Annotated in this window: 14 protein-coding genes and 1 pseudogene; 3 read left to right on the top strand and 12 right to left on the bottom strand. The window is 42.5% G+C overall.

Annotated elements, in window-relative coordinates; translation table 11 throughout:
- Positions 1-142 precede the first annotated feature (142 nt).
- The 3 genes from RMZ41_RS18955 to RMZ41_RS18945 all read right to left on the bottom strand — a co-directional run bounded on the left by RMZ41_RS18955 (position 143) and on the right by RMZ41_RS18945 (position 14843).
- Positions 143-8848 carry a putative Ig domain-containing protein gene (locus RMZ41_RS18955; RefSeq protein ID WP_322643358.1) on the bottom strand — a complete coding sequence of 2902 codons (8706 nt, stop codon included), beginning with the start codon at positions 8846-8848 and terminating at the stop codon, positions 143-145.
- 842 nt (positions 8849-9690) lie between these two features.
- Positions 9691-13320: an AAA-like domain-containing protein gene (locus RMZ41_RS18950; RefSeq protein WP_322643359.1), complete on the bottom strand. Its 3630-nt coding sequence runs from the start codon at positions 13318-13320 to the stop codon at positions 9691-9693.
- 146 nt (positions 13321-13466) lie between these two features.
- Entirely contained in the window at positions 13467-14843 is a 1377-nt protein-coding gene (locus RMZ41_RS18945; RefSeq protein WP_322643360.1) for an AAA-like domain-containing protein, read from the bottom strand.
- Positions 14844-15173: 330 nt separating this feature from the next.
- Between RMZ41_RS18945 and RMZ41_RS18940 the strand changes: the two genes are divergently transcribed.
- The 3 genes from RMZ41_RS18940 to RMZ41_RS18930 are packed head-to-tail and all read left to right on the top strand — an operon-like array spanning position 15174 to position 16917.
- Complete coding sequence (locus tag RMZ41_RS18940; protein ID WP_322643361.1) at positions 15174-15335, top strand: hypothetical protein; 162 nt, start codon at positions 15174-15176, stop codon at positions 15333-15335.
- Positions 15332-16708: a WD40 repeat domain-containing protein gene (locus RMZ41_RS18935; protein ID WP_322643362.1), complete on the top strand. Its 1377-nt coding sequence runs from the start codon at positions 15332-15334 to the stop codon at positions 16706-16708. The genes RMZ41_RS18940 and RMZ41_RS18935 overlap by 4 nt, the downstream gene beginning before the upstream one ends.
- 20 nt (positions 16709-16728) lie before the next feature.
- Positions 16729-16917: a hypothetical protein gene (locus tag RMZ41_RS18930; RefSeq protein WP_322643363.1), complete on the top strand. Its 189-nt coding sequence runs from the start codon at positions 16729-16731 to the stop codon at positions 16915-16917.
- Between the two features lie 64 nt (positions 16918-16981).
- Here the strand turns inward: RMZ41_RS18930 and RMZ41_RS18925 are convergent.
- From RMZ41_RS18925 to cbiQ, 9 genes and pseudogenes are all read right to left on the bottom strand, one after another.
- Positions 16982-17863 (bottom strand): annotated as a pseudogene (locus RMZ41_RS18925) (transposase); the annotation flags it as partial.
- Between the two features lie 112 nt (positions 17864-17975).
- Positions 17976-18263, bottom strand: a complete 288-nt coding sequence (locus tag RMZ41_RS18920) for a hypothetical protein (protein ID WP_322643364.1) — start codon at positions 18261-18263, stop codon at positions 17976-17978.
- A gap of 102 nt (positions 18264-18365) precedes the next feature.
- A complete protein-coding gene (locus tag RMZ41_RS18915; RefSeq protein ID WP_409875609.1) occupies positions 18366-18566 on the bottom strand; it encodes a helix-turn-helix domain-containing protein in 201 nt (66 codons plus the stop codon).
- A gap of 5 nt (positions 18567-18571) precedes the next feature.
- Complete coding sequence (locus RMZ41_RS18910) at positions 18572-18691, bottom strand: helix-turn-helix domain-containing protein (RefSeq protein ID WP_409875623.1); 120 nt, start codon at positions 18689-18691, stop codon at positions 18572-18574.
- 128 nt (positions 18692-18819) lie between these two features.
- Positions 18820-20250 carry an AAA-like domain-containing protein gene (locus tag RMZ41_RS18905; protein WP_322643365.1) on the bottom strand — a complete coding sequence of 477 codons (1431 nt, stop codon included), beginning with the start codon at positions 20248-20250 and terminating at the stop codon, positions 18820-18822.
- A 667-nt stretch (positions 20251-20917) separates the two neighbouring features.
- Positions 20918-21313, bottom strand: a complete 396-nt coding sequence (locus tag RMZ41_RS18900; protein WP_322643366.1) for a hypothetical protein — start codon at positions 21311-21313, stop codon at positions 20918-20920.
- A 570-nt stretch (positions 21314-21883) separates the two neighbouring features.
- Positions 21884-22807 (bottom strand): hypothetical protein, encoded by a 924-nt coding sequence (locus tag RMZ41_RS18895; RefSeq protein ID WP_322643422.1) that lies wholly within the window; start codon positions 22805-22807, stop codon positions 21884-21886.
- Between the two features lie 251 nt (positions 22808-23058).
- Entirely contained in the window at positions 23059-23853 is a 795-nt protein-coding gene (locus RMZ41_RS18890) for an energy-coupling factor ABC transporter ATP-binding protein (protein WP_322643367.1), read from the bottom strand.
- A 249-nt stretch (positions 23854-24102) separates the two neighbouring features.
- On the bottom strand, positions 24103-24882 hold the full coding sequence (cbiQ, locus tag RMZ41_RS18885; RefSeq protein WP_322643368.1) for a cobalt ECF transporter T component CbiQ: 780 nt from the start codon (positions 24880-24882) through the stop codon (positions 24103-24105).
- Positions 24883-24892 lie beyond the last annotated feature (10 nt).

The following is a 24892-nucleotide window of genomic DNA, read 5'->3' as shown; positions in this document are numbered from 1 at the left end:
TTCAGTTGATTTTAGGAGTTAATAGATAAGTTTAAATTATCATTTATCCCAAGCAATCAGCTTTTGCACTTTTATTTAAAAACGGGATCACAGGCTACTATTTTTTGGCGATCGCAGAACTTTTCGGTCTACTGACTTTCACTCAAATCACAACAATGTTTCCAAAGCTAATCACAGGTTTTGTTGAAAGATTAGCAATTTGAACTTGACTGCTAGAGCCTGTACCGTCAACATCAAAGAATAGAGCGCCGATGGATTTATTATAAATAAAGCGATCGCTTTCGTCCTTGGCTGCTGTACCTAAGACAAACTGAGTCTCTTGTAGAATACCTGCTACAAGTCCGCCACCAAAACTCGCCGTGTCAACACGAATCAGATCGTTAGCAGAATTAAAGTCTTCAATGGTGTCAAGTCCATCACTAATTGGTGAAGAGAAACTAAAGATATCTTTTCCATTTCCACCAGTGAGAATATCGTTACCAGCACCACCAACTAGAATATCGTTCCCATTATTGCCACTGACAATATCGTTACCAGCACCACCAACTAGATTATCATCACCATTATTGCCACTGAGAGTATCGTTACCAGCACCACCATCGATACTGTCATTCCCATTTAGACCTTCTATGTAATCATTGCCACCAAAGCCATTGATAATGTCTGATTTGGAAGTTCCAGAAAGGGAATTATCGGTATTATTGCCGTTGATGACGTTAAAGGTTGTCACTGTCAGGGCAAAAATGTCTTTAGCAATAGCGCCTTGGGTATCGGTGGCTGTAATTTTAATATTCAAAACACCAGTATCGCCAGTTGTGGGCTGACCGCTAAAAGTACGAGTATTGGTATTAAATTGCAACCAGCTTGGTAAAGGATTGGCATTTTCGAGGGTAGCACTATAGGTAAGAATATCGCCAGGGTCAGCATCAGAAAAAGTACTTTCGGGAATGATGAAGCTAAAGGTTTTATTTGCTGTAGCTGTTTGGTCAGCGATCGCATTTTCTAGAGTCGGTGCAGCATTGGTAATCGGACTTGGAACTAAGATATCCTCTGCAACATCTACAATTGTGATTTGCAAGTCCTGAGATTTGGTCGCAGTCCCATTACTGGTAATCACAGTGATGTTATAACTATTGTTAGCATCGCTATCGGCAGGGACTTCAAAATCAGGTATGTTTTTAAACGCAACTATCCCTGTACTGGTGTCAACATTAAACAAGTCTGCATCAGGCCCTACCAAGCTGGTAAAAGTTTCACCATTAGGAATCACATAAGCCGCCCCCGTCCCGTTTTCTAAAAAGTTAAAGATGGCCGCACCGCCACTTGATATCGGAACGCTGCCAACATTTAGGTTGAGGACTTTCTCAAAGAACAATGCATTGGGATCGGTTGTCCTAACTCGCACGCTGTAACTGGGTTGTGTTGCTAAATTTGATGTGTTACTGATGATGAGTTGATTATCTGTAATCGTAAAGGCGCTATTGTCATCTGCACCTATGCCATTCACTAAGCTATAGGTAAAACTGTCATTTGTATTTGGATCGTTTGTGGTAAACGTTCCAATAACTGTATTCGCTGCAACATTTTCGTCAATGCTTGTAGTGCTAACGGCAAAATCCGTGGGTGTTTTATTAACGTTAATTGAGAGGATTTTTTCAAAGGTTAGTCCCCCTCCATCCTTTGTTTGCACCCTAATGCTGTAATTTAACTTATTATCAAGACTGGGAGAATTGTTGATTTGCAACTGGTTGCCATTAATGCTAAATAGCCCATTATCCGTTGAGCCAGCACCCTCAACTAGGCTATAAGTAAACGTATTGTTGGAATCAGGATCGGTACTGCTGAAAGTGGCGATCGCAGTATTCGCCGCAATAGTTTCATTGATTAGCGTTGTACTTAGAGCAATATCTGTCGGGGCTTCGTTGATTTCATTCACCCCAATAGTCAAGGCTTTCTCAACAAATAAGCCGCCTTGGTCTGTTGTCCTGACTCGAATATTGTAACTCGATTTGGTTGCTAGATTCGGAGATGTATTAATTTGTAGTTGATTGCCAACAATGGTAAAGGCGCTGTTATCTTCTGCACCCGTTCCCGCAACTAAGGTATAGGTAAAGGGATTGCCGAGATCTGGGTCGGTGGTGGAGAATGTACCGACAACTGTGTTAGCAGGAACTTTTTCGTTAACGCTGAGGGCGCTGAGGGCTAAATTAGTTGGTGCTTCGTTGGTTTCTGTGACGAGAACCGTGACAGTTTGAGAGGCACTTAAGTCGCCATCAAAGGCAGTCACAATCAAATCATAAATGTTATTGCCGCCATTATCCGCAGGGGTATTATAGTTGGGTGGTGTTTTAAACGTCACAGCCCCTGTAGCACTGTTGATATTAAACAGATTGCTATCTGTTCCTGACAAGCTATAGCTGAGAGTCGTTCCGGCATCTGGGTCTGTAGCTGTAGCGGTATAAACTGTACCTGTACCTTTTTCGGCAAAGGTCACTAACCCCAATTTCTCAATTTTGAGATCGTCAACTGCCGAAATTCCATTACTGCCGAAGTTGAGATAGTTATTGGTGTATCCCCCGCTACCTTTGACATATTTGTAGATGAGGGTTGTATCGGCATAAACATAAAGATTGGTTTGTCCCACCCCATTAAAGGGATTTCCATCCGTGGGGTCAGTAGCAATCAGGGTAAAGGGATAAAGTGTTGCACCATTGCCAGTTCCGCCCCATTTGCTATAGGAACCAGTTACATCTCGTGTACCATCAAAAGCTTGAATGCGACCATCTCCACTGAAGACAATCCCAAAATGGGGAGCGCTATTGTAGATAAGCGTGTTTTTATCGGCAGCAGATAACCCCAGATTCAAACTAGCCCATCGGGTTTGGTCGAGTAAGTTTGTCGAGTTTGGCGCTAAATTGAAGCTAATTTTTAGCCCGCCTTGGGAACTTGCTCCGTTGAAGTTGTAATCTAAGGCAGCCGTTCCGCCATAAGCAGTCAGCAAATAGTTACCAGAATCTATCCCGGCGGTGGAATTACCAACTTGAGCATTTCCAGACCGAACCCATTTAACAGCGGACAAAGAACCGCCTCTGCGCCCGGTAAGATTGTAGTTGAGATCGGAGTTAACGCCATTGATGGAGGGATTGCCCGTGGCAAAGAAGTTATCGGTGAGTAACGCAAAGGTAGGGGCTTCGTTACGGTTAGCAACGTTCAGAGTTAAAGCTTTTTCCAAAGACAATCCACCTTGGTCGATGGTTTTAACCCGAATGCTGTAACTTGATTTAGTTTCAAAGTTGGGAGAGGCGTTGAATCTCAGTTGATTGCCATTAATTGTAAACAAGGAATTATCAGTTGCACCAGTGCCACTGACAAGAGAGTAAGTAAAAGTATTGTTGAGATCGGGGTCGGTAGTGTTTAAAGTGCCAATAATCCCACCAGCAGGAATATTTTCATTAATGGCACTCGTATTCAGGAAAATATTGGTGGGGGTTTCATTTAAGTCGGTAACGTTAATGGTGAGGGCTTTTTGATAGCTTAAGCCATTTTTATCGGTAGTTTGGACGCGAATGCTGTAGCTGGGTTTTGCGATCGCGTTGGTAGTGGAGGTGTTGATTTTAAGTTGATTGCCACTGATAGTAAAAGCTGCATTCTCGCTTGAGCCTGTACCACTGACAAGTGCATAGGTGAAGGTATCGCCCAAATCTTCGTCGGTGCTGCTTAAGGTTCCCACTAATGTGCCAACTGGAGATTTTTCTACGATCGCCGCCGAACTTAAAGAGATGTCCTTCGGTGCTTCATTGTTAACATTGGTGACGCTAACGCTATAGGTTTTATCCGTTTGCAATATGCCATCGCTGGCGGTAACGATCAGGTCGTAAACGTTATCGCGATCGAGGTCTTGAGGTGCTTCATAGTTAGGAGCATTTTTAAAGGTAACAACTCCCGTAGTACTATTAATGTTAAAAAAGTTACTATCAAAACCAGGAGCAAGGCTATAGGTAATGGCAGACCCCTCTGGATCTCTCGCCGCCGCAGCAAAAACTGTTCCAGTGCTATTTTCAGCAAAGTTAATGGTACCTGTGCCGAGGTTGAGTTGTTGAATGCTGACATTATCTACCGCCGATCGCCAGAGACTCCCGAAATTTAGGTAGTTATCGCTATAACCACCATTTCCTTTGATATAACTATAGATCAGCGAGCCAGAGGCAAAGACATCGATTTTCGTCTCACCAACGCCATTGAAAGGATTGTTATCTGTGCGGTCAGTGAGTACTACCGAGAAGGGGTACAAAGTTGGATCGTTACCTGTGCCGCCCCATTGGTTGTTCGGGTTAGTGACGAGATTGGCGCTGGTGATATCGGTGCTGCCATCAAAGGCTTGAATCCCCCCATTACCACGGAAGAGAATGCCAAAGTGCGACACATTTGCATTGACGATCGCATTCTTATTGGTAGCCGATAGACCGAGACTGAAACTTCCCCAGACACTTCGATCGGCATTATTTGTGGGATTCGGGGCTAGACTAAAATTGATTTTCAATCCCCCCTTGGAGATCGTGCTATTGAAATTGCGATCGAGAGCAGCCGTTCCGCGATCGGCGACGAGAAGAAACTTCCCTGAATCAATCCCCACTGCTGTGTTACCGAGTTGTGCATTAATGGTGCCAACCCAGTTTGTAGTTTTCAATGTGCCTGTTTGTCGCGTAGCTATCTCATAATTCAAGTTAGAAGTATTGGGGTTGGCGATCGTTGTAAAACTGTCAGATAAAAGATTGACAGCCGTATTACTGAGATTGAGGTTTTCTATTGCCAGGTTGTCGATCCCTGTCCGACTGTTACTTCCAAAATTGATATAGTTGTCCCGATAGCCTCCATTGCCCTTCACATAGCTGTAGACAAGAGAGCCATTGGCATAAACATCGACATTGGTTTGACCAACACCATCAAAAGGATTATTGTCAGTAGGGTCTGTGAGTACGACATTAAACGCTTGCAGAGTTGCATCATTGCCACTGCTACCCCATTTATTAGTAGTATTTGCTACAAGATTGGCACTGGTGATATCGACGTTGCCATCAAAGGCTTGAATCCCGCCATTCCCACGCAAGAGAATGCCAAAGTGGGGTACATTGTCTGTAATGTAGGCAGTTTTGTTAGTTGCAGATAACCCCAAGCTAAAACTGCCCCAAACAGCTGAGTCTGCACCTGTGGCATTCGGGGCCATATCAAAGCTGATTTTTAGCCCGCCGCGAGACGCTGTAAGATTTAAGTTATAGTCTAGAGCAGCATTCCCACCATCAGCTACCAGTAGATAGTTACCTGAATCAATAGCAGCAGTACCAGTGTTTCCAACCTGGGCGTTAACTCTGCCAACCCAGTTTTTCGTTTCTTGGGGGCCAGTTTGCCGCGTTGCAAGGTTGTAATTGAGATTGCTGGTATTAGGATTGCCCGTGGCTGTAAAGTTATCAGTCAGCAAGGCAAAGGTAGGGAAGCCCAGGTTTTTCACCTGAAAGATACCGTTTGCAAACTGTAGCCTTTCAATTCCTTGGATAGTATCTGTGCCATCATCACCGTTACTCGTAACGGTATCCTTAATCTCAATCAGTCCGCTTAATAACTTATGGATTCTATAATCTGTGTAATTACCGCTATAGGTAGCCGTATCATTTCCGGCTCCCCCTTTGAGAACATCGTTTCCTAAACCGCCCGTGAGACTGTCATCGCCCTCCTCGCCATCAAGGATATCATCTCCATTCCCTCCTCCAAGGGTATCATTGCCTTTCCAGCCTTGAATCACATCGTTGCCATTACCGCCGTCAAGAAGATCGTTGCCATCTCCTGCATCTAAAACATCGTTGCCTGCTCCGCCAGAGAGGGTGTTATTACCCTGACCGCCATCGAGGAAATCGTCTCCGTCACTCCCGTTGAGGATATCGTTTCCACCTAAGCCATAAACTTGGTCATTGCCAGTGGTTCCTTCATAGGTATTGTTCCCACTATTAAGATAAGTTCCTGACTTTTGCAGCGTTGCTTGGAGGAGGGCGGTATATATTTCATTCCCTCCCTCTTGGCTTTGGAGGAGAGTTTTTAGGTTTGGGGGAGAAGAATTTCTGGCTGCATTCAATTCATTGGTTAAATTATTCTTGACATTAGCTACTCCTTCCACACCAAACTCTTTGGAGCCAAAGAGTAGCACGCCATAGCCTGCCCCTACTGCTGCTGCGCCAACAACAGCCAAAACAGACCCACCATACAAGGCAATTGTACTAAAAGCTTGACCGATCGTACTCCCTGCTATTGCTAGAGTATTTGTCCCAACACTTGCAACAGCAGTCCCAGAACTAGCCTCAATAGCGGCAAGTGTCAATATTTGTGTTGTTGCGGTTACAAGTTTAGATACAAATGGTATTACTGTGAGAACACTTGCTTCAGCAACCACTGTTGTTGCCACTATCGCGGTCGTTACACCAGATGCTGCTGCGACTGTAGTTAAACCCGTTGCCAGCCCAGCTCCTACGATTGTTGCAGCCACTTGCCCAGCACTTGCTCCCGATGCTTGTAAAGATTGAAAGGCTGTGGAAGCATCAAATAAATTTTGTTGGTAGCGGGCAAGACCTTTAGTTGTTGTTTCTGAAGCAACTTGACCCGCAGGAGTAATCAACAAATCTCGGTAATAATCTGCTTTGGCATCCCGACGAATATCAGGGGGGTTGGGCAGACTGAAAATAGAGCCTGCATTTGAACGCGGGGGGTTGTAATAGTTCGCAAAGCCAAAACCTTGGGGAGTTTGATAATCAGGGTTTTGCTCCCAATAGTTATATCGATTTAGAGCTAGGTTCTTTTCTTGAATGCGATTGAACCGAATTAGTTTTGCCAGGAAAGATAACGCACCTTTTTCAGTATCAGTTTGTTCTGCTTCAGGTTTGTTAATAGCCTGCAATAATAAACCGAAAAAGGTAGAGCGGACTGTGGTCAAATCATTAGACGAAGTTATATTTTTTGCCTGTGCCGCCAGAGCTTTAAAGTCTCGATACTCGTCGGTGTAACCTTGATTAGAGTTACCCTGTTTATAGATAAGCTCTAATGAAAAAGAAAAACTGTTTGGGTAAAAATTCCGAATACCAAAGTTATCATCATTAACAATGGAATTGTCTTTATTAACAATAGAATTGTCATTGTTAATGATGCCTGTAGTGTTAATGGTGCCTTGAGTAACCACTAACTTCACGTCATTCAAATCGATTGGTATAATATTAATGACAAAGTTAGGGTTAGTATTCGTGTTAGGAACACTCAGATTACCTGTAGAGTCTAGAACTATTTCCGGGGAAGGGCTAACAGTAGTGGGTGTTGTTGCTTGAGGGGTTTTATTTAAAGCAATATTGAGTTCCGTTCCATTGAAGCTAACGGTTTGGTCGGCAGTTGGAACAACGGGAGCGTTGACAAAATACTTGAGAGTGCCATCACTGCTTCCGGCGATCGCATCTACAACACCATCTCCATTCAAGTCTACTAAAGCTGGACTGATATAAGTTCCGCCATTAATTCCATAGAAAAGACTATCGCTTTGGCGCGTAAAGACGGGATTTGTGGGACTCCCTGTATTTCTGTAGTAAGTAAAACTGCCATTTCTTTCTCCTACAAGTAAATCGAAGTCGCCATCGCCATCTACATCAAATAACGTGGGAACAGCCGTTGCACCCACAGCCGCACTATTGAAGGGGTTGGCTGTCCCTGTTTGGGCTGCATAGATCGGGTTGGTGGCACTACCTGTATTGCGATAATATTTGAGGTTGCCTTCCCAGTCGCCCACAACTAAGTCGCGATCGCCATCACCGTCGAGGTCGGCAAAGACAGGACTGCTTAAAAGACCGACATCAATATTGTTAAAGGGGTTGCCTGTTCCGGTTTGGGCTGTATAGATCGGGCTGGTGGCAGAGCCTGTATTTTTGTAGTATTTGAGTGTGCCATCTGCCGAACCTACAATCAGGTCTAGGTCGCCATCTCCGTCAATATCGACTAGGGCGGGACTGCTCAAATCTCCCACATCGATACCATTAAAGGGATTAGCATTTACAGTGACAACTAGAGGAAAGGTTAAGCCTGTGTTTTGGACTGGGACAAATGTAGTTATATTTCTGCTAGTAGCTCCTTGTTCGGCATAGGCAAACCCAGTACCACTGGGATAGTTTTGGAATGAAGCGATGGTTCCGTTACTCTTGCCGACAATTACATCCAAGCGACCATCACCATTGATATCGGCGAAGATGGGTTTACTAAAGTCGCCCACATCAACCGTACCCAGAGGATTAGCACTGCCTGTTTGCGCCACAAAGTTACGGATGCCAACACCAAGCGAAACAGCAGTCTCTACGGATACAGGCTGACCTTGTACAGTAATTGTGGCAGAGTCATTTTGAGTTTGAATAGCTTGAATTTGCTCTGAAGTTAGGGAGACACCGCGCACTAGGTCAGAAAATAATTCGCCTTCATCCCCTTTGCTGTCTTTGGTGTTAATTTGAGCGTCAATGCTGTGGCCAATTTCTTCTAGAAGCACAGCTACAATTTCAGACGAGGAGGCCGTGTCTAAAAAAGATTGAGATAGATAGATGGTATTAGTAGAACTGGCATAGGCTCCAGCGATTCCGTCCATGCCACTGTCTAAGATTTGGATGGGCGGTAGTTGGCTAAAGTCGCGGTTTTGCCATCTGCTTCTTAAATTTTCGCCAAGGGCGAAGTTGTATTGGCTGCCAAAAATGGTATTAAAGTTGTGCCAGAAATCTTTCGAGTTAGCAAAATCAGCTAAAAGGTCAAATACTGTAGCGAGTTTAACAGATATAGAAGACATAGTAATTTTTCCTCAGCAAGCTAAAATTAGCCAAGAAGATGCACGAATATCTATTGTGTCTCTTGGCATTGACACTGATGTATTAGGCTTGACTATATTAATAAGCGCGAAAGCTTTTATTCACTGGTACTAGGGTTTATCGATAAGAACCCTCATTTTTTTCAGAAATAATTCTTAAGAAAGATGACTAAGTATTTTTGTATGTTTAATTCTTAGGAAATTATTTGCTAGTACTGAAAGATTGCTTTAGTCTACAAATCTCAGGCTAATCTAGTTAAATTCATAGCCTGTTGAATTGAGTAAAGACATAGCTTTGTTGATAGGGGTAGCAGGGCATTGTTAACAAAGGCAACGACTGAAAACCAGCAGTTAGATGGTTAGTATATGTTTGGCATGGATCTATCAGGAGAATTACGTAAGTTCTACTAAATATATAGAAAAACCTCAGACTAATCTATAGCAAAAAGTATTGATGCTTAATTTGTAAGTATGATATTTTTCATTTTGTTGCCTACTTTTTCGACGGCTGGCAACTAAAAAGTATGATTTAGTATTAATCTGCCTATTTTAGAGTGGGATCTCATTGACAAAAGTACATCGGCGATCGCTATCTGCTGAACTAAAGAATTGAGGATCGAATTCCCAGAGTTGTCTGATAGCATTGGATTCTTGACAAAGGCATCTGAATCGCCGCTAAAGGCAGCAGCAACCCAGTAAAAAATATTACGAATGATTATTTTTTAGCTGAAGATACAACTTTTGCGGCATTGAATTTCCACAACCCAACAAATGGCATAGTTCCTGTTTCGGCACAGATGGGTGCGATCCAAAAAACGTAAAATTTACTTTTTGCACAAAGCCGCGTCTTGTTTTGCTTCTGGATTGGTTCGTAAATAATCTCGCACCCAATCGCAACCAATCTGTTCTACTCGATTGATATCAATTGCTTGTTGCAAATTCCAGATAATCGCACTCTTATCCCAACTACCAGATGTTAGCCACCGCCCATCTTGGCTAAAGGCTAACCCAAAAATAACGTCTTGATGGGCTTTGAGGGTTGCCAACAAGGTGCCATCTGATTTCCAAAGCTTGATAGTACGATCGCGGCTCCCGGATGCTATGGTTTTACCATCGGGACTGAAAGCAATTGCGTAGACTTTGCTGCTATGACCGCTAAAGGTGCGAAGTAGTTTCCCCTCCACTGTCCAGAGTTTAACGGTGCGATCGTGGCTTCCTGATACAATGAGTTTGCCATCTGGGCTAAAGGCGAGATCCTGTACTTCGGCTTTATGCCCTGTAAAAGTGCGAATCAAACTGCCATCCAAATGCCAGAGTTTAATAGTGCCATCATAACTGCTGGTGGCAATCTGCCGTCCATCGGGACTAAAGCGGATGTGGCTGATAGCATTTTGATGTCCGGTTAGGGTAGTAACTAGGCTACCGTCTAACTTCCAAATCCGAGCTATATTTTGTGTTGTGTTGCTGGCTGCCAATAGTTGACCATCAGGACTAAAGTCAACGGTACTAGCTTCAGCTGATGGCTGTCCGTTTTCGTTTGGCTCGATGGTTCCAGTTGGCTGAACGAGGGAAAATGTCTTTAACTGCTTACCATTGGCTTGCCAGAGGTGAATAATGCCATTGCCATCGCTGGATGCCAAACGTTGACCGTCGGGATGAAAAGCAACTCCACTGGCGATCGCATTATGTCCTCGAAAGGTGGTGAGTAGGCGACCGTCCCGCGTCCACAGTTTCACTGTCCGATCCCAACTGGCTGAAGCAACGCGATCGCTATCGGGGCTAAACGCCACCTGCAAAACCTGGGCCCGATGTCCCAAAAGACGGGTTAGCGCTGGGTTTTGCAATTGCCAAAGTTTGACTAAATTATTAGAGCCAGAAGAGGCAAACTGCTTCCCATCCGGGCTAAACGCCACTCTCCAAGCAGCATCTCCCTGTTTCAGTGTTAATAAAAACGTACCATCCCGCCGCCACACCTTCACTGTTTGATCGGCACTTGCAGAAACGAGCAGTTGTCCATCTGGACTAAAGCTAATGCCAAAAATGTCAGTATTATGTGCCGCCAAAGTCTGCATTAGGCGGCCGTCTCGATGCCAGAGTTTGATCGCTCCTTGCATATCTCCAGATGCTAGCAGTTGACCATCTTGGCTCCATCTCACCACATAAACTGCTCCCTGATGCCCTACTAAAGTTTTGATTAAGCTGCCATCGCTACTCCAAAGCTTGACGGTGCGATCTTCGCTAGCAGAAGCAATTAGACTTCTTGCAGAAGTCGGGAAAAGGAGAAGGGGAAAGGGGGAAAGGTTTGTTATTTTCTCTTTCCCCTTTAACCTTTTCCCTTTTCCCACCTCTTGCAAAAGGTCTATTGTCTGTCCATCTTGGCTCCAATCCAGGCTCCAGATCGCATCCTGATGCCCTTTGAGGCTGCGAACCAAGCGACCGTTCAGATCCAAAAGTTTGACGGTGCGATCGTCACTTGTCACCGCAATTGACTGACCATCGGGGCTAAAGATGAGCTTGAATAAGAGAATCTGCTTGTGTAAATCCGGTTGCTGTTTCCAAGTCCAAAGCAACCGTCCGTCCCGTCTCCAGAATTTCACTTCTCCTGCTTGAGTTGATGCAGCTAAAAATTGACCGTTAGGGCTGAAAACCACATCAAAAACCCAATCACTGGTATTTAAAGTCTTCAATAATCTGCCATCCCTCGCCCAAAGTTTGATGGTTTTGTCGCGGCTACCTGTGGCAATTTGTTGCCCATCTGGACTAAAAACCACACTGTACACGTACTCCTGATGCCCAACCAAGCGGTTAAATTCCACTGCTCCGTAAACCGCTTGCCGCAGAACTTCTTCTACTTGAGCGATCGTGGCAGCATTGACGTGGCTTAACCGCCGCAATTGCTGTTTTGCTCGTAGTGCTTCTATTAAAGCATCTAAGCGTCGATCGGAGGCAAATAAAGCTTCAGAACTCCGGGAGAGGGCTTGAATTTCACTTACTTTTGCAGTGCGATATTGCCAGAAAGCCGTTAACCCTAAGCCTAATACCGCGATGAGTGCCAAACTGATTATTCCTAAGAAGTATCGTTGCAGTCGAGCCGTTTTTTTCTCTTGCACTAAGCGGGCTTCGATTTCCCTGGTACGGGCGGCTTCTAGGGCTTGCTGTTGTTCCCGTTTTTCTAAGGCATGGGAGGCAGCTAAAAACTGATAATCGCGATCGCCAATCCGTTTGCCCTCAGCCCAAACCTCGGCATCTCTTAAAGCTTGTCCTTTCAGCAGGCGCGATTCATCTAATCGTTCGGAACTCAGCCATGCTTTTAAATTAACTGCATAAGGACGCAGATTTGTTAATTGCTGTTCAACCCAGACTGCGTTAAATACCTCTGCATATATCTGGTTGCGAACTCGCAAGTAGCCTTGCTCTTTGACGACTAAGCCGGATAGTAGTAACTCCGTTTGTTCGGGGCTATTATCGATAGGAACAGGGAGACTGCATACATCTAAAATCTGTTGATACAACCCTAATAATCGTCCTGCACGCTGTTCGTCATAAAGTAGGCGATGAGCGATGGTTCGCAAATGTTCTGGCTCATCTTGGAGTTCCCAGTAGTCGATTAAGCGCGATCGCACTAGGTTTTCTAGCCAACTGGCTTCCTCTCCACTAGGAATAGCGATCGTGCCATTTTGCCAAGCATTCAGCACCAATTGGCAAAGCTTTTGGGTTAAAAATGGTTGTCCATTTGTCCACTCTATGATGTGACGCAGCATAATTTCCGGTTGGTTGACTGTTTCTTGCAAACCGGGAAGCAAGGGTAAGGCTTCAGACAAGCGAAATCCTTGTAAATCAATTGCCTGACCGATATTAAACGGTGTCCGGCTTTTGTCTGCAATTAAATCGCTGGGTGTGGCTACACCCAATAGCGTGAAGGTGAGCCGTTGGTAAATCGGTTCTTCCACCCGCTTGTTATAACAGGCGCGAATCAAGGCAAAAAAGTCATCAATGGGAAAGTCTAACCCCAGGACACTATCAATTTCATCGATAAAAATGACTACAGGTTGCTGAATCTCAGTCAGTAAAATTGCGGTGAAAAAATCATCAAAGCGTTTTACAGGGGAGAGATGCGATCGCTCTCGCCACCAGGTTCGCAAATTTACCTTCAGTCGAAAACTGCTGACAATACTTTGTAAGACTGAGGCATACCACTGTTCGGATGTCATTTGTTGGCTACCAATGGTAGTCATGTCGATCGTACCCGTTCGCATCCCTTGAGCTTGCAGGCGATCCATAATCCGGACACGCAGGCTAGACTTCCCCATCTGTCTCGCATTCAGGACATAACAAAACTCTCCCTTGAGCAATGCCTGAAATAACTCATCATCCGCTTGTCGTTTTACATAGCTGGGCGCAGTCACAGGAAGGCTGCCACCTGCTTGATATTGATAAACAGATGGACTGGACACTAAGTTACTCGCCTCCTCGAATAGTAGTTTGCCAAGACAACTTTACGTGGTGGCTAGCAGAGGGGCAGAGGGGCAGAGGAGAGAGTACCTTCATTCCCCCCTGCTCCCGTGCTGGGTCTACACAGTAATTTTGGTTTGTTAAACTACTAAACACCATCACCGCAATTAACTAAGCACCGACGATATAATTCACACCGGATTTTCACCTGCCCTGACTGCACCTCAATCAACCCCATACGATTTAAATGAAAGAGTTCTAATGAGTTGAGGCGAACTGGCTGCTGTGCTTTTATTATGGCTTTGAGGGCAGTGACTAAAGAGGGTTGCTGTTCCAAGGTAGATAACTGGCGTTGCAAATGATGGTAAAATGGGCTGCTCGTAGTAAGGGCTGAGTCTAACAGTTCGTCTAAGCTTATGCGCGTGCGAACGATATGATAAAGTGCCAAGCGCACTAGATAAGGGTGTCCTCCTACCTGAAACATTAGTTGTTCGACCTCGGCGTTTGTCCAGTTGAGCTGATGCCAATCAGCTAAAGTTTTCACCTGCGCGGCGTTAAACTCTGGCAGTTCGATAGGAATGCCGACATTAAACGGTGATTGGTTGATATGAAGGGGAACATAGGCTTCCGTAGAATGCACCAGAATCAGCCGCAGGGTTGGCCAAAGTTCGCTGTTCTTGGCATCTTCATACCAGGCTCGCAGCAGGGAAAAAAAGCCGTCGGCGGTTTCTGGATAGGCAAATAGGGTATCGACTTCATCCAATGCTAGCACCAGTGGTTGCTGACATTGCGGTAGCAGGTAATTTTCAAAGTAGTCTTTACAACTGGTTTTACTGCCAAATATATCGTCCCAATATTCGGCTAACTGCAAAGGAAGTTTCAGCGCATGGGTAACTCTGGCACAAAACCATTGCAGAAAGCGATCGAGGTCTTGCAGAATGGCACTGTCTACTAGTTGCAGATTCAGCAAAATAGTAGAATATTCTTGTTGTTGTGCGCGGTTCAAGATGCGGTAGAGCAAAGAAGTTTTACCCATTTGCTTGGGTGCGCGGATACGCAGCAGCGATCCAGGTTGAGCGATCGCTTCATAACAGCAAGATTCAATCGGCGGGCGATCGCAATATAAAATTGAGGTAAGTTTGACAGGCCCATCAGGAAATTCTAAAGGCAGCGATTCAGATGTCACAGTATCAAACAAAGCAGAGAATTCAACTGACTTTAGACAAGACAAATCTTTGTAGCGACGCTCAATAACAGAGCGAAAGTTTTTCTTGCTCACCCGTTCATTAAGTATCTCAGACATCAGTTCCCATAAAGCAGCCCCAATCGCTTTGATATGAGGCTCAGACCAGCAAGTAGCCGCAGAGATATCTTCATAGGTTCTTCCAATCCAGACTCCCTGGATGATTTCCACCTGCAAGGTGCTTAAATGCTTACCTGTTTTAACAAAAACTAGCCAATCGATTACATTAATTGCTGTTTCTAAATCAAAGTATAAAGGTATAGAGCGATCGATGGGCTTCATGAAAATTAATTAAACTTAGCAATGAATGCACTTAATCGGACAGTTCTGAAAAGAAATTAAGCTCTGACAGCTTGACTTTGATCTCCCTGATTGCATCGCTTTTCATTCACTGCTGAACTATTTCTATACACTTTATTATGGAATTTCCGTTGAATCAACTTCTATTGGGTCCAATTTAGACAAATTTTTATTAAGTTATCAAATACAGCAGAAGCTTCCATTAAGGGACTTCCAGAAAATAAACTATTCCACCAACAATAATGATAATCATTTTAAAGGGGGATGAAGGGGCTGCCGTCGGCAGCCCCTTCATCCCCCTTTTGTAGTAATTTGAATAATGATTCATTTGTCAGCTTATCCGAAAATCCAGTGTTTCGGCGGTCTTGGCCGAGTATTTATGCCGCACTGCATGACAGCCGTCCCAAGAGAAGAAAACTGATGAATCTGCTGGTAGAGAAGGTAAAAACAGAAGCACAACCATTTCTGGAGTGAGTCGGCAGTTAGAAAAAAGACCACTTGCTGCTTATGACAGAGGTTACGGCAACGCTAAATTTGTGACAGCAACAGCGGATATCGAAGCAGATATGTTACTAAGGTTAGCGTCTAATCGAGGCTATTTGCGATCGCACAAATGTGGGAAACAGGAAATATCCCACCAATACTACATTGCATTAATTAAATCTCAAGCCAAAGATTATGTGAGAAATGCACAAATCCGGCTGATTCTGAAGCCTATTGCAGAGCAATTACTCAACCTGTTTGGTACTCTAGAAAATGTGCAGAACTCTTTGAATCAAATTTTATTAAAGCTAAAATCTTACACTCCTCAAAAACCAGGATACGCGGGGGGCAATATTCTTAATTTACTTTGGCAGCTTCATATTGACCTGAGCGGCTATGACTTTTCTAAGTTAACAGTTTGGCAAGCTTACTTACAAGATATGAACTTGCATCGAGTTAACTTTACCAATGCAGATTTGAGTAAGTCTGCTTTAACTCGAACTTTAGGAGGTGTATTATCAGCAACTTTTAGCCCAGACGGGAAATTAATGGCAACAAGCATTGATCATGAAATTTGCTTGTGGTCTGTTACAAACATCAAACAAATTATTACATACATTGGTCACACAAGTTGGGTGCAATCGCTAGCTTTTAGTCCTGATGGAGAAATTTTAGCCAGTGGTAGCAATGACCAAACGGTAAGGTTGTGGAACGTCCACACTGGGCAATGTCTCTTAACTCTGCGAGGTCATACAAGTTGGGTGCAATCGCTGGCTTTTAGCCCAGATGGAGAAATTTTAGCTAGTGGTAGCAATGACCAAACGGTGCAGTTGTGGAATGTGCATACTGGGCAATGTCTGCAAACTTTATTAGGACATAGCAATCGGGTAATTTTTATTACTTTCACCTTGAATGGACAAACTTTGGTTACTGGGAGCGACGACCAAACTGTAAGATTGTGGGATGTCAACACGGGTTCTTGCGTGCGAGTATTAGAAATCCCCATTAATTGGATGTTATCCATTGCTCTTAGCCCAGACGGACAAACATTGGCCACAGGAAGCGATCGCACAACTGTAAAATTTTGGGATTTAGCTACTGGTGAGTGCATAAATACGCTACCAGGTTATAACAGTCACGTGTGGGCAGTTGCTTTCAGTCCAGATGGTAAAACACTGGTTACGGGGAGTGAGGATAAAACTGTTAAAACATGGGATGTCCTGACAGGCAAATGTCTGCAAACTTTGTATGAAGATAGTGATTCACCTATAGGCGAGCGAGATGCTTCACGCATTTGGTTAGTTACTGTTAATCCAGATGGTCAAACCTTACTGAGTATTAATGAAAACCAAAGCATGAAGTGATGGGATATCGGCACAGGACAATGTTTGAGAACAGTGAATGGGTATATCAATTGGATATTATCTGGCTTTGGGATGTTGAAACAGGTGAATGTGTAAAAACAATCAGAATTTATAGACCCTATGAAGGTATGAATATAAAAAACGCAATCGGTTTAACAACACCTCAGAAGAACACACTCAAAGCTCTTGGGGCAGTAGAGCGAGAATAAGGTGTTATTATTTTCACATAATGACCGACTATTATACAATTCGGGTGCAGAAGCCAGACTAAAATAGCGCGAGGCTTTCATGATTTCTTTGAATACGACCCTTGCGACATTGACACGATTCAATACCAGTCAATTGTTTTAATTCTCTATGAAACTCCTCAACCTTCCATCGCACCTTATACACTTTTTGTACAACGTCCGTAGAATTTTGAGATAAATCGTTTGTAGCGATAAAATCCGTTCTGTCGGTGGAGACAGTGACCCGGAAAAGCTTCACTTTTTTAGCTTGAGGGAACTTTTTTATCTTAACTATTTTACCTGATTTCAACTCCTCTTTATCCCAAGATAATAATTCAATTCTTTGATAATCTTTTTCACCTGCGGTATCATTAACAAGTCGATTACGTTTCAGAGGGCAATAATAATATTTCCCTAACCCATCAATATATAACATCAATTTATTTGTTGCATACCAAGTGTCCATCAAGACGGCTTGGAACGGTAAACCCTTATGATAAAAAAGGTTTTGCAGCATCTCTATCACATGGTCTATCTTTGTTTTCCCATCTTTATCTGGGTCATAAATCCGATAATCAACTACCCAAAATTTTCCGACTTCATAATTGACATATATACAATTTACTAGCCCAATACCTTTAATTACACCATGTTCATTGCCACTATATTGGCGTTTACTTGGTTCTATCTCTACAGCGTATCGTTTGTCAATTACTGTGTCATCAAAAATTAAGTAAGCGTTATTATTTATTTATATTAAATCTTTAACATTATCCCAAAGAATCCGAGGTGTTAATTTTTCATTCGTTAAATAACGGTTGATTTTATCATGACTTATCTGCTCTAAATGCTCTGCCAAATTTGTGATTGTATAATTGATTTGGCTACTTAGCAAGTATTGGCAGTAATTAAGTTTAGTAAATCTCATTACCGCAAACAAATCCTATTTAATACACTAAGATACTGATTTTCTCATAAATATTTCAATAGTACTTCACTAATACCATTTTTATTCCGAATACAAAGCTTTCAGAACTGCGTCAAAGTAATACTTGTGTACTATTAAAGCGATCGCACTGTGCCAGCTGCGTAAGTCCTGTATAAGATTTGCGTGAAACGCCGCCAATCACCAAACCATACACAAAACTAATTAGGGGTTGAAGAAACCCAATAATACTTAGCCTTCGACCCCGACGTTTACTCTGCTCTAAACGTTTTTGCTGTCCTCGAAAGTAATAACTGTAACTTGGTTGGCTCCAAGCACAAAATCTTGATTCATCCAAATACTTTAAATCTATTTCGCCAGATGCAGCAGACAATTCCAGCATTTCTAGGTCTGCTTGTTTGATTTGCTGTACTACCAGATCTTGTTTTCTCTTATGGCAAATCTAAAGTTCGTTTCCAAATGACCCCCTTTTTTTAAGTACCTGTCAAAACCTGTCAGGACTTAATTTTACGGAACGTTCTTGTTCTAATTTTTGAGCTAACTGAACAGTGTTATATGTACGTGGCTCAAGCTCCAAACATTCTTCTAAGAAAACTATGTCAGCTTCCGCCCACCTTGATTTTCCTCCCCGCCCTGGTTTCTCCCAAAGCCCCTCTAAGCCAAAATGTTCCCATCTATGCAACACTTCTCTTACTGTTGGGCAGTCCAGTTACAGTGTGCTGCTATCTTCTCTACATACCAACCATGTGCCCTCAGTCTAATTACCTCTGCTCTGTCTTTTACCTTCTGGGGTACATCTGCTGTTCTCAGGTTAAAAAGAGTTTTATCTTACTTTCTAGTCAAAAATACCGTTAAACGGCTGCCCATATCCTGTTACCTTTATAGAAAAATTCTATGTATTTACTTATCTTTATATAGTTTAGTTTTTTCACCTCGTTCTACTTATATCCAAATTCAGCAATGTTAAGTTGTTTTTTAAAGTAAGCACCGTAGAGTTGGCAACGAGGTAGGATGCGATCGCCTTCATAAGCGATCAACCCCAAGCTTTCGAGCTTATGAGCATCAATAGGATTGAGAGAAACGCTTTGCTTTGCGGTAACAACTTCAAGATACGCTTTTACCAAACTGGAATTTTCTTGCAACATTGCCCAGTGTCGCCATAAATGATAACGATAAATACCACCGTTAGCGATCGCTTCCTCTATCAGTTCTTGTAAAGTAATTTTTTGACAGCAGAGATAATACAGAGCAATCCGAATTAGGGCTGGATGTCCGCCGACAAGGGACATCAGTTGCGTAACCTCGTTACCAGAAGTCCAGTCTAGCCCATGCCGTTGGGCCAAATATTCGACTTGATGCTTAGTAAATTCTGGTAGACGAATCGGTAGTCCAATATTAAATGGGGAACGGTTGATATCCAGAGAGACATACACTTCTGTGGAGTAAACAACCAGTAGCCTTAGTTTACGCGAGTTGGTATCCTGTCGTGCTTCTTCATACCAAGAACGCAACAAACCAAAGAACTCCTGAGCAATTTCAGGATATTCAAAAAAGCGGTCAACCTCATTTAACACTAATACTACTGGACTTGTACTCTGCTTGAGTAAATAAGATTGCAAGTATAAGTTGCAACTCAACTTACAACCTATTTCCTCATCCCAGTTTTCATCTAGCTTGGGGTCTATGCCTAATTCTGTTGCCATTTGCCAGCAAAAAGAACGCAAAAGCTTATTTAGGCTTGTCAGACAACTTGCATCGATTTGCTTGCAATTCAGATTTACCGAGCGATAACCTTGCATCTGAGCAAAGGCTAATAAGCGCAGCACAAGAGAACTTTTACCCATCTCTCTTGGCGCTCGAATTCGGATCACACAGCCTGGTTGAATTATTTCTCGATAAGCTAGTTCCTCAATGGGAGAACGTTCGACATAGAAGGGTGAATCTAGAGGTACGGGGCCGTCTGGGTATGACCACAGGTTTTCAAGGTGATTATATTCCTGAGTAACAAATAAATCTAAGGGTAAAGACGGTGATACTCGTTCTATATCTATATCTAAGTTTACTGGTTTAGTTTGAGAACTTTCAGTATTGTTCGGCTCACTCAAAATTGCATAGTCTTCCTTGTGCAATTCTAGGTTAAAGGCGGCAAAGCACAGTTTCAGGGTTTTTTGATCCACGCCTGTATTCAACGACCACAATCGGTTTAGGGTTTTAGTCGAAACATTCATGCGATCGCCTAAATCTTCTAAAGTGAAGTGAGTGCCATTGTTTTGAGCCTTCTCCATCACCAAAATCGCTGCTTGTAAACGCTTCAGTCCAGCGATTGTCAGGACAAGTCCCCGCTTCCGAGTACTCTTAGATTGCTTCATATCGCTAATTATCTGTGTGCTTTTTTCTTTACTGCCTTAGCTATCTCCTCATTGTTTCATGTTTTCTAACAGTTATTCAACAGTTACTTACGTGTTATTTAATTTCGGCAAATTGTAAAAAATAATACATAAAAAATAAATAAAAATTATCTAATTGGGTATAAATAAACATAACTAACATAACTATATTTATTGTCATTTTTTCTCGCTCTAGTGAAAGCCGTTGATGCTTATACATCAAGTGTTTTTGACTATTTGTAGATAAAAAATGACAACTCTCAATAGTTCACTTTATTTATTGCCAAATTACTGAGATATTACTTAAAACTATTTATTATCTGATATTCATCTAGATTTTGTATCCAACAAGGTGGAGGCGATATCTATGCCTACGCTTCTCAAAATTAGCAATTTTCTTTTAGATACAACACGCAGTAGGGTAGCACAGCTAACTGTTCTACCCTACTAAAAACCTAGTATTTTTAGGACTGACTTATATTATTTCACTTTAAAGTTAATACAAATACATTGCTAGGGCAGCACATCTGTACTACCCCACGGGAAATTTATTTTCAAATCATCTATCTTTGGTCTTGATCTATTATCCTAGAAATCCCACCCCTAGAAGGGATGGGTGCGCTAATAGCAATAGAATATTGAAACGCATTTAGCGTCCAACTTGGTTAGAGATATTTCTGCCTGTCTGTACTGCGCTATCTCCTACATCACCAGCAGTTTTCTGAGCGCCCTCTACATAGCCAGAGCCAAATTCTTTAAAGGCTTCTGCTGACTCTCCTCCAATCTTCTGAAGTCTTTTCCCAAGAGAGCCTTCCGTTTCCCGAGCTTCTTTATTCCACTGTCCTGTTGTTTTGGGTCTTTGAGCATCATTTTGCTCTATCTGTTCACGAACTCTCTCTTTTAAGCCTTTGTCATTTTGCCCAGAAGTAACATTCGTTGTCAGCACTAGAAAACCAACTAGGACAACAGCCACAAAACCTTTTACCTGAAGTCCTTTAAGTAAGGAACTGATCTCAGCAATCGTCCTAGAAATCAAACTTATCATGCTAATTCACTTATTTTCGAGTACAAATAAACACTAACTATAAAAAAGTGATTATCCTTCTAGCAAAAGGCATATTTTAGTTATAAAAAATAAATAACTTCTAAATCTTTAGGAGGATATAATTGATTAGATATTATAATTATTTATAATAGGCTTTCATCTTCAACTGGATTATTATCTATAGGACTAGTATTTGATTTAGGACTTACGCAAAATCATGATAAAACGAACCGCAAAGGACGCATAGACACGAAGTGGCTTCCCGAAGGGTAGGACACAAAGGAATAAGAGTTTTAGAGGGTTCTTGCGTAAGTCCTGTGATTTTTGAAAAGATACGTAGGGTGTGAGCGCGGAGAGTACGGCCAATACGGTTCTGATAAGCATTTTTCATTTTCCTTGTGGTCTGGGGAATGGGTTTGCAGGTAAAGGGTAAAGGATGTATTCAAAACCTTTCCTCTTTAACCGAACCGTATTGATAGTACGACACCAAAGCCTTGAGAATGGTGCGTTACGGCTTACGCCTAACACACCCTACAAATACTTAAATTTTTCAGAAATCAAATATGATTCCTATATTGGCTCACTAATTTTTTTAGTAGCTCCTAATGCTTTTTGATGAGTATTTTCGAGCCTAGCTTCTATTTCAGGATTGTTTTGTTTCAGAATCGCTTCACGTTCCAACTTGATAGTTTCAGTTGACAGTTGACATAATGTTTCTAAAGAGATTTTGCCTTCAGCATATAACACTTCTAAGAAATTTGACGCTGAATCTAAAATTTGCTTGCCACTTTTTATTTGAATGCTAAACTTATCTTCAATAGCATCAAAAATAACGAAGACTGATATCTTTTGCCAAATTTTTTGAGTCGAAGCTACTACTTTATAGGAAGTGACAATCTTTCCCTCTTCTGGCAAATGAAGTGCTAAATCTGAGTCTTGAATAATTTTTTGGATTTGCTCAAGAGGTAATGAAGAAATATCAGTAATTCTACAATCAAGATTTATAAAATCTGCCAAATCAGGCAGGTTGACGATTGTATCATTTAAGGATTCAAATTGAAAGATAATACTGTTGCTTAAAGGATCTGAAATAGCATTAAGTTGTACAGGATATGGAGGCTGTGGCACAGACCCTTTTTCATAAAATGAGCGACCTTCAGGAGTAACTGTAATTGGCGATGTTGCTGATAGAGTTTGTAATGAACGAAGAGTTGCAGTAGTAGTTTTAATAAATACAGAATCTAGTGCAAGTATAGAGGCTAATTCATCCTCCGTTGGTGGGGGTTGAAATTCAATAGCAGCACGGATAATAAATTCTTCGAGTATGTTAAATTGTCGTGGTTCCTTGATATTGACTTCTACAGGAGTTTGGCGCAAGCTATAACGAAATTGACGCGCTGCTAAAACTGATAAGCTAGAACTTTTCGCTTCAATTTCCTTTACAATCTCCTTGAGATTTTTATCAATGGGTTGATCGGCACAAGCAAGGGACATCAATAGAAATCTCCATGTAGACGAAATATGGAAGAAGGGGAAAGGGGAAAGGGGAAAGGGGAAAGGGAACCAGTGACTTCAAAGCTCTTGTTTCAAGTATGGACGCTGATTTTTAACCTTCTGCGTGTCTCAAAAATCTTCTTTTTTTGTTCTCCATATTTAAAAACACTTGCTCTATACCTTGTGGGGAAAAGTTCTAAATTCTGCGCCCTTTCCCCCTTTCCCCTTCCCCTTTTCCCCTCTTCGGTAAATTAAGCAAATTCACGGTATCGAGATGCTTTAACAGGTGCATGTTCTAACTGACAGTAAGGGCGGCTATAGCAGAGTGGTGACTCTAAAGCGTGCCCATCTAAAAACTCTGGATTACTCATTACCTGTTCAGTTGGGCCATCATATACGATTTGACCTTGGCTGAGAACAACTGTGCGATCGCATAAATCCAAAGCTAAATCTAAATCATGGGTTGCAATCAGTTGTGTCAGAGGTAAGGTTTGTAACAATTCAATCAATTGCCGACGAGAACGGGGATCTAACTGAGCAGAGGGTTCATCCAATACTAATACCTGTGGGTTCATGGCTAAGACTCCAGCGATCGCAATCCGTTTCTTTTCACCTCCAGATAAATTATTGGTATAGCGTTGCCCATACCATTGGGGATCAATATCAACTGCTGCCATAGCTTGCAGAATTCGCTGGTTCAATTCTTCACCTTTCACACCCAGATTCAACGGCCCAAAAGCAACATCTTCCCAAACTGTTGGCATGAATAACTGATTATCTGGGTTCTGAAACACCAAACCCACAAAATTCCGAATATTTTGCAAATTTTCCGAGTTTAGCGACCACTCTCCAATGGTCAGTTCTCCCGCTTGCGGCATGATAATTCCATTTAGATGTAACAACAGCGTGGATTTCCCAGAACCATTGGCTCCGATTAATGCCACTCGCTCCGTTGCCTTGATAGACAAATTTATTTTATCTAAAGCTTGAGTCCCATCAGGATAGGTATAGCTAAGATTTTGAATTGATATTGGATTATGGTGCATTGGGATAATGTGAAAAAAAGTTATCAAACAGAATTCAGGAGTCAGGAGTCAGAATTCAGAAAATAGACATGAATTCTGTACGAGTGGTGGATGAATAAGTGGGTTTAAGACCCCCACAAAGTTGAAAATTTGGTGGTGCAACAATGATCTGGCGGGTCTGAATCCCCAAATGAATTGATTCTGACCAAAGCAACGGAAACGTCTCCGGTTCTGCTCCTGAATTCTGAATTCTGACTTCTGAATTCTTTTTCAATTCCGCCAGTAAATAGCCTGACCCAACAGTGCCAAAATTACAGTCAGGCTTAAAGCTACAACATCAGATCGTCCCCCTGGCGAGACTTTTTCCATCATTGGTGGTACTCCTTGATAGCCTCGTGAGAGCATCGCCTGATAAACGAGATTTCCGCGATCATAAGTGCGGATAAACAGCGCTCCAATCATGTTGCCCACAATTAACCGAATCGAGCGATTCCTGTTCATCAGATTTCGAGACTCTGCCGCCCGACGCATAGCGTTAAACTCCCCAATCAAGACGCTGATATAGCGATACATAGATGCCAGAATTGCAACTAATAGTGGTGGAGTTCTCAATTCCAGCAGGGCATGAAGTAGCGCTGTTACCGAAGTTGTTAAAGTCAGTAAGTTTAGTATTAGCAGCGATAACAGAGCCTTGAGGGTGACACTACCTAAAACAGTTAGCCCCACTGTCGTAATCTGCAACGATCCCCAAGACCATAACACCTCGCCACCACCCCGAAATAAAGTCCCCAAGAGAACGACACTAATAAACGTTAACTCGACTGCCAACCGTTTCACTAGTACTGATAGGGTGACTTTACTTAGCAATATTAGGCTGAGTAAAGCTAATCCATAAATAGCCCAAGTCCACCAATGCCCATCTGGTGTTAGAACATTGGCAAATACAAACAACAAGGTACAAAGTATTCGGGTACGGGGAGCGAGTTTGTGCCAGAGAGTAGCCTCTTTGCTATCGACATCTAACACAAATGCTCCAACGTGCAGCAGCATGATATTTAGT

The sequence above is a fragment of the Nostoc sp. DedVER02 genome, from assembly GCF_034530675.2.
Taxonomy (GTDB): domain Bacteria; phylum Cyanobacteriota; class Cyanobacteriia; order Cyanobacteriales; family Nostocaceae; genus Nostoc.
The sequence above is the reverse complement of the archived record's forward strand: the minus strand, read 5'-3'. Positions and strand labels throughout refer to the sequence as shown.

Excerpts from the sequence above, each read along its gene's own strand:
- RMZ41_RS18890 (WP_322643367.1), bottom strand. The coding sequence starts at position 23,853 with ATGCACCATAATCCAATATCAATTCAAAATCTTAGCTATACCTATCCT.
- RMZ41_RS18955 (WP_322643358.1), bottom strand. The coding sequence starts at position 8,848 with ATGTCTTCTATATCTGTTAAACTCGCTACAGTATTTGACCTTTTAGCT.
- RMZ41_RS18920 (WP_322643364.1), bottom strand. The coding sequence starts at position 18,263 with ATGCTGGAATTGTCTGCTGCATCTGGCGAAATAGATTTAAAGTATTTG.
- RMZ41_RS18945 (WP_322643360.1), bottom strand. The coding sequence starts at position 14,843 with ATGAAGCCCATCGATCGCTCTATACCTTTATACTTTGATTTAGAAACA.
- RMZ41_RS18895 (WP_322643422.1), bottom strand. The coding sequence starts at position 22,807 with ATGTCCCTTGCTTGTGCCGATCAACCCATTGATAAAAATCTCAAGGAG.
- RMZ41_RS18905 (WP_322643365.1), bottom strand. The coding sequence starts at position 20,250 with ATGAAGCAATCTAAGAGTACTCGGAAGCGGGGACTTGTCCTGACAATC.
- RMZ41_RS18930 (WP_322643363.1), top strand. The coding sequence starts at position 16,729 with ATGTTTGAGAACAGTGAATGGGTATATCAATTGGATATTATCTGGCTT.
- cbiQ (WP_322643368.1), bottom strand. The coding sequence starts at position 24,882 with ATGCTGCTGCACGTTGGAGCATTTGTGTTAGATGTCGATAGCAAAGAG.
- RMZ41_RS18900 (WP_322643366.1), bottom strand. The coding sequence starts at position 21,313 with ATGATAAGTTTGATTTCTAGGACGATTGCTGAGATCAGTTCCTTACTT.